Source organism: Streptomyces sp. O3 (assembly GCF_054788135.1).
Genome location: NZ_JBTVYK010000100.1, coordinates 1 through 9149, shown reverse-complemented (window position 1 = coordinate 9149; position 9149 = coordinate 1). Strand labels below are relative to the sequence as shown.

Below are 9149 nucleotides of genomic sequence, written 5' to 3'. Positions count from 1 at the left end.
TCCTGGAACGATCCCGCGTCGAGAAGCAGCTCGATCCGCTCCCGCGCCGTCAGCTTGCCCTTGGCATGCTGCGCCGCAGTCGCCTTCTCGCTCGGTCCGGCCAACGCCGTCGCGCGGATCTCGCGCAGCTCGGCCACGCGGCCACGGGCGCCGACGGGCTCGCCCTCCGGGGAAGCGGTCTCGTCCAAAACGGTCATGTAGCGACCTTACGAAGTGCACCAGCGAAAAGGGCCCGTCGACTCCACACAGTGTCCGGCCCGTTTTCCTGGTAGCCCTGGACAGAACCCCCCTGCGGTGCAGCGCAAGTGACTGTCCAGAGCCCCTCGAGGTTGTGGGGTTCTCACAATCATCCGCTGAGAGACGTCTCACACTACTTCAGTCGCGCTCGCGGTGCCGACCGACGGCGGCCGCCTCCGCTACATGAAGCCGCCGCCGAAGTCGCCGCCCCCGAAGTCCCCGCCGCCGAACCCGCCGCCGAAGTCGTCCGGGCCGAAGTCGGCGCCCGACTGGTCGCCGCCGTCGTAGCCCGCTCCGGGGCCCATGCCGCCGTCCGCCGCGTAGGCCGGTCCGGACATCAGCGAGCCGAGCATGGTGCCGATCAGCAGTCCGGGCAGGACGCCGCCGTAGTAGCCGCCAGCCCAGGGGCCGTAGACCGGGCCCGCCTCGTAGTACGGACGGCGGCCGTGCTCCGTGTCGACCTGGCGGACCGCGGGGTCCTCACCGTCCGCGAGCCGTGCCTGGTCCGCCGCGCAGACCGGCACCTCGCGGGTGGGCGCGCCGACCGGGGCCCAGGACACGTCCGCGACGGACGGTCCGTGCCGGGGGTCGAAGAAGCAGGGGGCCCTGCGCTCCGGCGGCTCGCGGCCCTCGCGCCGGGCGGCCAGCACGGCGAGCGAGAACCGGCCGTCCTCCACGGCCTGGGTCACCGCGCGTACGTCGTCCGGGCGCTGGGCCGCCGCCATCAGCGACTTGGCGTGCTCATACGCGTCGAGGGCGTGTGCGTAGTCGGTGCGCATCCGGTCTGTCGCGCCCGGCTCGCCGGGGTGGAAGTCCAGGCGGTCGAGTTCTTCGCCGAACGCCGTGATGTCCTCGTCGACCACGACGGCCAGCTTCGCCAGGGCGCTCCGCTCGGCCTCGGCCCGCTTCGCGCGGCTCCGCCTGACCAGGGCGTACGCGCCCGCGCCACCGGCCACCGCGACCGCGCCGAGCCCGATCAGGGCGCCGCTGTCGACGCCTTCGTCGGACGGGACGCCCCAGGAGGCCGGGGCGCTGCCGCGGACGCTGTCGAGCGCCAGGCCGGTGAAGCTGTTCAGCCGGGCCGCGGTGGTCGTGCCCTCCATGCCCGCCTTCAGGTTGTCCACGCCGTCGCGGGACAGCACGACCGAGTCCGCCCGCGCGTCGAAGGCGTCGCCGAGCTGGACCGCGTAAAGGCCGGTGATGCCGGTCTGTACGCGGAGCTTTTGGAACAGCTCGCTGTCCGCGAAGCCGTTCTGGCGGGCGAAGTCCGCGGGCAGCACCGCCACGAAGACCGGTTTGTCCGCGTCCTTGATCTGTTGCGCCAGGGTGTCCGCGTCCGCCGCCGAGAGCTCGGCCGACGCCGCCTCGTCGACGTAGACCGGGCTCTGCCTGAGGGCCTGGGCCACATCGGAGACCGAGGTGGCCGCCTGCGCCCCAGGGGCCGCGAGGAAGGCGACCCCCAGGGCGAGAAGAACGGCCACGGCGAACCGGAGAGCGCTCCGCACCACTATGTGAGGCCTCATATATCGACGGTAACTCCGCCGGCCCCGGTACGGGTCCGGCGGAGTCGTCTGGCTGCCCGGCGGCGGCTCAGTCGACGGGTTCCACGCCCGCCCGCAGCAGCCCGTAGGTATACGCGTCCTCCAGCGCCTGCCAGGACGCGGCGATCACGTTGTCGGCGACCCCGACCGTGGACCACTCGCCGTCGCCGTCGGACGTCGAGACCAGGACGCGGGTGGTCGAACCGGTGCCGTGGGTGCCCTCCAGGATGCGGACCTTGTAGTCCACCAGCTCCATCTTGGCGAGCTCCGGGTAGAAACGCTCCAGGGCCACCCGCAGCGCCCGGTCCAGGCCGTTGACCGGTCCGTTCCCCTCGGCGGTCGCGACGATGCGCTCGCCCTTGGCCCAGAGCTTCACGGTGGCCTCGTTGGCGTGCGTGCCGTCCGGCCGGTCCTCGACGATCGCGCGCCAGGACTCGACCCTGAAGTACCGGCGGCGGGTGCCCTCGACCGCCTCGCGCAGCAGCAGCTCGAAGGACGCGTCGGCCGCCTCGTAGGTGTATCCGGCCAGCTCACGTTCCTTGACCCGCTCGACGACGCGGCCGACCAGCTCGCGGTCACCGCCGATGTCGATGCCGAGCTCCTTGCCCTTGAGCTCGACGGACGCGCGCCCGGCCATGTCGGAGACCAGCATCCGCATGGTGTTGCCGACCCGCTCCGGATCGATGTGCTGGTACAGATCCGGGTCGACCTTGATCGCGGAGGCGTGCAGGCCCGCCTTGTGGGCGAAGGCCGAGAGGCCCACGTACGGCTGGTGGGTGGAGGGGGTGAGGTTGACGACCTCGGCGATGGCGTGCGAGATGCGGGTCATCTCGGCGAGCGCGCCCGGCGGCAGCACCCGCTTGCCGTACTTGATCTCCAAGGCCGCGACGACCGGGAAGAGGTTGGAGTTGCCGACCCGCTCGCCGTAGCCGTTGGCGGTGCACTGCACATGAGTGGCGCCCGCGTCGACGGCGGCGAGGGTGTTGGCGACGGCGCAGCCCGTGTCGTCCTGCGCGTGGATGCCGAGTCGCGCGCCGGTGTCCGCGAGGACCGTGCCGACCACGGCCTGCACCTGCGCGGGGAGCATCCCGCCGTTGGTGTCGCACAGCACGACGACATCGGCACCCGCGTCGGCGGCCGCCCGGACGACGGACTTGGCGTAACCGGGATTGGCGCGGTAGCCGTCGAAGAAGTGCTCGCAGTCGACGAAGACCCGGCGCCCCTGCTCGCGCAGATAGCTCACGGTGTCCGCGATCATCGCGAGGTTCTCGTCCAGGGTGGTGCGCAGGGCGAGCTCGACGTGCCGGTCATGGGACTTGGCGACCAGGGTGATCACCGGAGCGCCCGAGTCGAGCAGCGCCTTGACCTGGAGGTCCTCGGCCGCTGTGGCCCCTGGGCGGCGGGTGGCGCCGAAGGCCACCAGCTGCGCGTGCCTGAAGTCGATCTCCTCTTTGGCGCGGGCGAAGAACTCGGTGTCGCGGGGGTTGGCGCCCGGCCAGCCGCCCTCGATGAAGCCCACGCCGAAGTCGTCCAGGTGCCGGGCGATGGTCAGCTTGTCCGCGACGGTGAGGTTGATGCCCTCGCGCTGCGCGCCGTCGCGCAGCGTGGTGTCGAAGACGTGGAAAGCGTCGTCGAGCTGCGCGCTGTCGGTGCGCGCGTCGTCGGTCTCGTCGGTTGCGTCCGTCATTGCTGATCTGGCTCCTGTGTCGGATCTCGGTCTACCCGGAATGACCGGTTCCACCGTCCCCTTGATAATCCCAGGCGCTCCGCACCCGGCCGAGGTGAGCCGGGAAACAGAAAAACCCCTCGCGGGTGCGAGAGGTCTGCGCGCGGGTCTGAGACGACGGTGTCCGCCCGTACGAGGTGGTACGTGGCGGTCACTGCGGACCGGCGCGCCTGCTGCCAATAATCGTGGCGAACGAGAGCACGGCGGCAGTTTGCCACAGTTCCGCCCACCTCAGGGCGGGGTCTCACGATGCGGGCACCGGGGGCCGGGATCCGGCCACCTCGCCGGGCCGGATCCCGCACTGTCACACCCGGTGGCTAAAGTTACTCTCCGAAGTCGATCCCCTGCGGGGAGGAGTGAAGGGTGGCACGCGAGTGGCCGGTGTTGCGGACCACGGACTTCGAGTCGATGACGCACGCGCAGCTGGTGGCGCTGCTGGCGTCGGCGGACTCGGCGGGTACGGCGGAGCTGGCGCGCGGGCTGGCCTCGGCGGCGAAGACGATCGCCGAGATCGGCGACGACCTCAAGGCGTATGTGGGCGGTCTGCCTTGGCGCGGCGAGGGCGGCGACGCGTTCCGCGAGTGGGGCGGCCAGTCGGCGAACGCGGCGCTGCGGCTCGGTGAGTACGGCGGGGTCGTCGCGGTGTGGCTGGGAGAGGTGTCACAGGCGATCGCGGAGGCGAAGGCGTCGATGCCGCCGTTGTCGGAGACCACGACGGCGCGCGCGGCCGAAGGCGCGGACGAGGGCGAGGTCGAGGTCGAGGGCGGGACGCGGGACCAGGTGGACGCGATGCGCGCCGATGCGGTGCTGCGGCTGCGGAAGCTGGCGCAGACGTACGTGTTCTCGGGCCAGCAGTTGCAGGCCCAGGAGCCTCCTGTGTTTCCGCCGCCAGCGATGCATCCGGGTTCGGGCGACTGGTCCGAACCGCGGGGGTACCGCCCGGCGTACGGCTCGGCACCGGAGCAGGGCGGTGGCACCGGCACCGGCACCGGCAGTGGCACCGGTGGTCAGGGGGCGATGGGCGGGCAAGCCGGTCCCGGTGTCGGTGTCGCCGCTTCCGGAGCGCCGCCAAGTGCGGCGGCCGCACCGCCCAGCACACCGTCTGCCGCTGCTTCGAGCACTTCAAGCACTTCAAGTGCTCCGAGTGCTTCGAGTGCTCCGAACCCGGCCGGGCGTCCGGCGCTGATGGAGATCGACAGCGTCGCCGCACCACCGCAGGACTCGGGTCCGCCACCGTCCGCGGGTCCGGCCAGCCCGCCGGGTCCGGGGCGGCCGGATGCCGGTCCGGCCCTGCTCGCGGGAGCGCCGCCGCCCCTCGCCGTCGTCGGCGACGGCGGCCGTACCGGGCTGGCCCCGCCCGCTTCCGCGACGGGTGCGGGCCGCCCGATGGGGACGCCCGGTCCCGGCTCGGGCAGCCCCGGCACGGCCGGGCGGACGCCGCGCGACGGCGGCGTCATCGGCGGCCGCCCCACCTGGACCGGCAACGGGCTCGGCGGTGGCGCTCCCGGCCGGGGCGGCTCGGCGTCCGGCCGCCACCCGGCGCACGAGAGCGGCGGCATCGTCGGCGGCGTCCCCCAGCGGGCAGGCCGTACGACGGGCGGCCCGTTCGCCGCGGGCGGCACCGGCCCCGTGCCCGGCGGCGTACCCGGCCTCGTGCCCGGCGGTGTGCTCGCGCCGCCGCCCGCCGCGTCCCGGCCAGCGCGCCGGGACGCCGGGCAGGGCGACCGGTCCGGGCGCGCCGTCGAGGAGGGGGAGACCTGGCGGCAGGGCCGACGGCCGGTCGTTCCCCCCGTCGTCGACCGCTGAGGTCAGGCGGCCGTGGCGCCCAGCGTCTCGTCCAGGAACTCGTGGACGTGGGTGAGGATGTGCGCGCGGTCGTTGCCGGGGAGGCCTACCGCCACATGGACGGCGAAGCCGTCCAGGAGGGCGCGGAGGCGGGCGGCGTAGCGCTCCGGGTCCACGGGGCGGAGGGCGCCTTGGGAGATGCCCTCGGCCAGCAGGGCGACGAGGTCGCGATGCCAGGCGCCCTCGATGGCGGCCTGGCGGGTGCGGGCCTCGGATTCCGCGTCGGCGTACTGGGAGCGGTTCCAGACCTCGAGCCAGAGGGTCCAGTGCGGGTCGCCGGGCGCGTCGGGGACGTAGAGGTCGACGTAGGCGTCCAGGCGGGCGCGGACCGGTTCGGGGCGGGCCAGGAGGGCGCGGCGCTCCGCGCCGAGCTGGCCCTCGCTCCATTCCAGGGTCTGGAAGAGGAGTTCGTCCTTGGTCTTGAAGTAGTAGAGGAGGTGGCCGCTGCTCATGCCGACCTCGCGGCCCAGCGCCGCCATGGTGAGACGCTCCAGGCCGCCGTCGGCGATCATCGCCATGGCCGCGGCCAGCACCTCCTCGCGCGGTGGGGCGTTCCGCCTGCGCGAGGTGCTGGCCTTGGCCACGGATTCTCCAGGGTTATGTCAGATGCCGTGTGTCAGATCTTGGGCTGCTGCTGGGTGATGCAGTGGATGCCGCCGCCCCCGGCGAAAATCGTACGCGCATCCACCAGGGTGACGGTCCGCTCGGGCAGGAGACGGCGGAAGACGCCGGCGGCGAGCTCGTCGCGCGGGTCGTCGAAGGAGCACAGGACCACGCCGCCGTTGCAGAGGTAGTGGTTGATGTAGGAGTAGTCGGCCCAGCCGTCGTCGGCCTCCAGGACGGTCGGCGCGGCGATCTCGACGACTTCGAGCGCGCGGCCGCGGGCGTCCGTCTGGGTGCGCAGGTAGGCGGCGATGGACTTGCAGAGTTCGTGGTCGGGGTGGGCGGGGTCCGGCTGGCTGTGGACGACGACCACGCCCGGCTTCACGAAGGCCGCGACGATGTCCACGTGGCCCAGTGTGCCGAAGCCCTCGTAGTCGCCGGTGAGGCCGCGGGGCAGCCAGATCGCCTTGGTGGTGCCCAGGTGGGCGTGGATCTCGGCCTCGACCTCGGCGCGGGTCCAGCCGGGGTTGCGCTCGGGGCCGAGCTGGACGGTGTCGGTGAGGAGTACCGTGCCCTCGCCGTCCACGTGGATGCCGCCGCCCTCGTTCACCAGGCGGGAGGCGTAGGTGCGGGCGCCGGTCAGGTCGGAGACGTATGCGGCGATCTTGCCGTCGTGCTCCCAGCGGGCCCAGTCCCGAGCACCCCAGCCGTTGAACGTCCAGTCGACGGCCGCGAGTTCCCGGCCGTCGGTGACGAAGGTGGGGCCGATGTCGCGCATCCAGGCGTCGTCGAGTTCGCGCTCGACGACGTCGATGGAGTCGCCGAGGAGGCGGCGGGCCGCGGCGGCCTGGTCGGGGCTCGCGACGACGGTGACGGGCTCGAAGCGCCGTACCGCGTGCGCGACCGACGCCCAGGCCTCGCGGGACGCGTCGAGGTCGGCGGGGTCGTCGAAGGTCGGGTTGGGGCCCGGCCAGGCCATCCAGGTGCGCTCGTGCGGGGTCCATTCGGCGGGCATGCGGAAGCCGTCGGCGGCGGGAGTGCTCATCAAGGGGTCCTTACCAGGTCCTTCGCGGGTCCTCAGAGGAAGTACAGGCGGTTCAGGGAGACGGAGTCGGCGGGCTCCGAGCGGACCGGGTCGCCGTCGAGGGTGACCAGGCCGGTGCGGGCGTCGACGTCGACCGTGCCGACGCGGGAGTTCAGCCACAGGTCGGCGGGGCCGATGTCGCGGGTGCCGCGCACCGCGACGCGGCGGCGCCGGGTGGGCATGGTGTCCGCCGCCGACTCGGCCGCGGCGGCGGCGACGAACGCCACCGAGATGTCGGCCGGGGCCGCGCCGTGCGCACCGAACAGCGGGCCCAGGACGAGGGGTTCGCAGGTGTCGGTCGCGGCGTTCGGGTCGCCGGTGACCCCGTACGCGGGGAAGCCGGACTTCAGCACCAGCTGCGGCTTGGCGCCGAAGTAGTCCGGACGCCAGAGCACGATGTCGGCGAGCTTGCCGGTCTCGATGGAGCCGACCTCGTGGGAGATGCCGTGCGCGATCGCCGGGTTGATCGTCAGCTTGGCGATATAGCGCAGGACGCGCGCGTTGTCGTCGTCGGGGCCGTCGCCGTCCATCGGGCCGAAGTCGGCCTTCATCTTCCCGGCCATCTGGAAGGTGCGGCGTACGGTCTCGCCCGCGCGGCCCATGCCCTGGGCGTCGGACGAGGTGATGCCGATCGCGCCCAGGTCGTGCAGGACGTCCTCGGCGCCCATCGTCCCGGACCTGATCCGGTCGCGGGCCATCGCGGCGTCGCCGGGCAGGTCGGTCTTCAGGTCGTGTACCGAGACGATCATCCCGTAGTGCTCGGCCACCGCGTCCCGGCCGAACGGGAGGGTCGGGTTGGTGGAGGAGCCGATGACGTTCGGCACGCCCGCCATCTTGAGCACGTTGGGTACGTGGCCGCCGCCGCATCCCTCGATGTGGAAGGCGTGGATGGTGCGGCCTTCCAGGACGCGCAGGGTGTCCTCGACCGACAGGCACTCGTTCAGGCCGTCGCTGTGCAGGGCGACCTGGACGTCGTGCTCGTCGGCGACGCGCAGCGCGGTGTCCAGCGCGCGGGTGTGCGCGCCCATGTCCTCGTGCACCTTGAAGCCGCAGGCCCCGCCCTCGGCCAGCGCCTCCACCAGGGGGGCCGCGCCGGAGGACGAACCGCGCGCCAGGAAGCCGATGTTGACCGGCCAGGCGTCGAAGGCGTTGAAGGCGTGCCGCAGCGCCCAGGGCGAGTTGACGCCGACGCCCCACACCGGGCCGAACTCCTGGCCGATGACAGTGGTGACGCCGGAGGCGAGTGAGGCCTCCATGATGCGCGGCGAGAGCAGATGCACATGGGGGTCGACGGCGCCCGCGGTGGCGATCAGGCCCTCGCCGGACACGATGGACGTGCCGGTGCCGACGACCACGTCCACGCCGTCGAGGGTGTCGGGGTTCCCCGCGCGTCCGATGCCCGCGATGCGGCCCTCGCGGATGCCGACGGAGACCTTGCGGACGCCTTGGGCCGCGTCGATGACCAGGACGTTGCTGATGACGACGTCGCAGGTCTCGCGGACGGCGGCGGCCTTGAGGTGCAGGCCGTCGCGGGCGGTCTTGCCGAAGCCCGCGAGGAACTCGTCGCCGTAGCGCTGGGCGTCGGACTCGACCCGTACGGTCAGTCCGGTGTCGCCGAGGCGGACCCGGTCACCGGCGCGGGGGCCGTGGACGGCGGCGTAGTCGTGGGGGTCGATGGCGGTCATCGGCTGGCCTCCGGTGCGTCGTCCTCCGTGGGGTCCTGTCCCGCTGGGTCCTGTCCCGCGCCGAGGTAGCCGCAGGCGGCCGCGCGGCGCAGGGCCTCGTCCTTGGCGCCGGGCGCGTCGAGCGGGCCGTCGACCAGGCCCGCGAAGCCGATCGCGACCCGGTCGCCGCCGATCGGCACGAGCCCGACCTCACACTCGCCGCCCGGATCGAAGCGGACCGACGACCCGGCCGGGACGGCCAGGTGCATGCCGTAGGCGGCCGCGCGGTCGAAGTCGAGGCGGGGGTTGGCCTCGAAGAAGTGGAAGTGCGAGGTGACGCTGACCGGCACCCGCGCGGTGTTGCGGACCCTCAAAGAGAGCGTCGGCGCGGGGTCGGCGTGCGCGGGCGCCGGGAGCAGCGCGCCGGGCGCGGCGTCGCCGCTGGCGCC

General features: G+C 73.0%; 7 protein-coding genes and 1 pseudogene. 1 reads left to right on the top strand and 7 read right to left on the bottom strand.

Translation table 11 applies throughout. The features are described from left to right. From ACX6XY_RS29490 to cimA, 3 genes and pseudogenes are all read right to left on the bottom strand, one after another. Positions 1-197, bottom strand: a pseudogene (locus tag ACX6XY_RS29490) (methylmalonyl-CoA carboxyltransferase); the annotation flags it as partial. Positions 198-416: 219 nt separating this feature from the next. Continuing rightward, positions 417-1760 carry a hypothetical protein gene (locus ACX6XY_RS29485; protein ID WP_460337489.1) on the bottom strand — a complete coding sequence of 448 codons (1344 nt, stop codon included), beginning with the start codon at positions 1758-1760 and terminating at the stop codon, positions 417-419. Positions 1761-1827: 67 nt separating this feature from the next. Beyond that, positions 1828-3465 carry a citramalate synthase gene (cimA, locus tag ACX6XY_RS29480; RefSeq protein WP_460337487.1) on the bottom strand — a complete coding sequence of 546 codons (1638 nt, stop codon included), beginning with the start codon at positions 3463-3465 and terminating at the stop codon, positions 1828-1830. Between the two features lie 402 nt (positions 3466-3867). Here cimA and ACX6XY_RS29475 point away from each other — a divergent pair, with 402 nt between their 5' ends. Beyond that, entirely contained in the window at positions 3868-5310 is a 1443-nt protein-coding gene (locus ACX6XY_RS29475; RefSeq protein WP_460337485.1) for a hypothetical protein, read from the top strand. Positions 5311-5312: 2 nt separating this feature from the next. Here ACX6XY_RS29475 and ACX6XY_RS29470 read toward each other — a convergent pair whose 3' ends face one another. The 4 genes from ACX6XY_RS29470 to ACX6XY_RS29455 form a co-directional block, all read right to left on the bottom strand. Next, the gene (locus ACX6XY_RS29470) at positions 5313-5867 is read right to left on the bottom strand and encodes a TetR/AcrR family transcriptional regulator (RefSeq protein ID WP_460337491.1); all 555 of its coding nucleotides are present in this window, start codon (positions 5865-5867) and stop codon (positions 5313-5315) included. Between the two features lie 98 nt (positions 5868-5965). Next, positions 5966-6997 carry an agmatine deiminase family protein gene (locus ACX6XY_RS29465; protein WP_460337482.1) on the bottom strand — a complete coding sequence of 344 codons (1032 nt, stop codon included), beginning with the start codon at positions 6995-6997 and terminating at the stop codon, positions 5966-5968. Positions 6998-7029: 32 nt separating this feature from the next. Next, positions 7030-8721, bottom strand: a complete 1692-nt coding sequence (locus ACX6XY_RS29460) for an urease subunit alpha (RefSeq protein ID WP_460337479.1) — start codon at positions 8719-8721, stop codon at positions 7030-7032. Further along, positions 8718-9149, bottom strand: a 432-nt coding sequence (locus ACX6XY_RS29455; RefSeq protein ID WP_460337476.1) for an urease subunit beta, incomplete at its 5' end; no start/stop codon positions are given. The genes ACX6XY_RS29460 and ACX6XY_RS29455, both read right to left, overlap by 4 nt.

Coding starts and splice junctions, on each gene's coding strand:
- ACX6XY_RS29470 (WP_460337491.1), bottom strand. CDS start 5,867: ATGGCGATGATCGCCGACGGCGGCCTGGAGCGTCTCACCATGGCGGCG.
- ACX6XY_RS29485 (WP_460337489.1), bottom strand. CDS start 1,760: ATGAGGCCTCACATAGTGGTGCGGAGCGCTCTCCGGTTCGCCGTGGCC.
- ACX6XY_RS29465 (WP_460337482.1), bottom strand. CDS start 6,997: ATGAGCACTCCCGCCGCCGACGGCTTCCGCATGCCCGCCGAATGGACC.
- cimA (WP_460337487.1), bottom strand. CDS start 3,465: ATGACGGACGCAACCGACGAGACCGACGACGCGCGCACCGACAGCGCG.
- ACX6XY_RS29460 (WP_460337479.1), bottom strand. CDS start 8,721: ATGACCGCCATCGACCCCCACGACTACGCCGCCGTCCACGGCCCCCGC.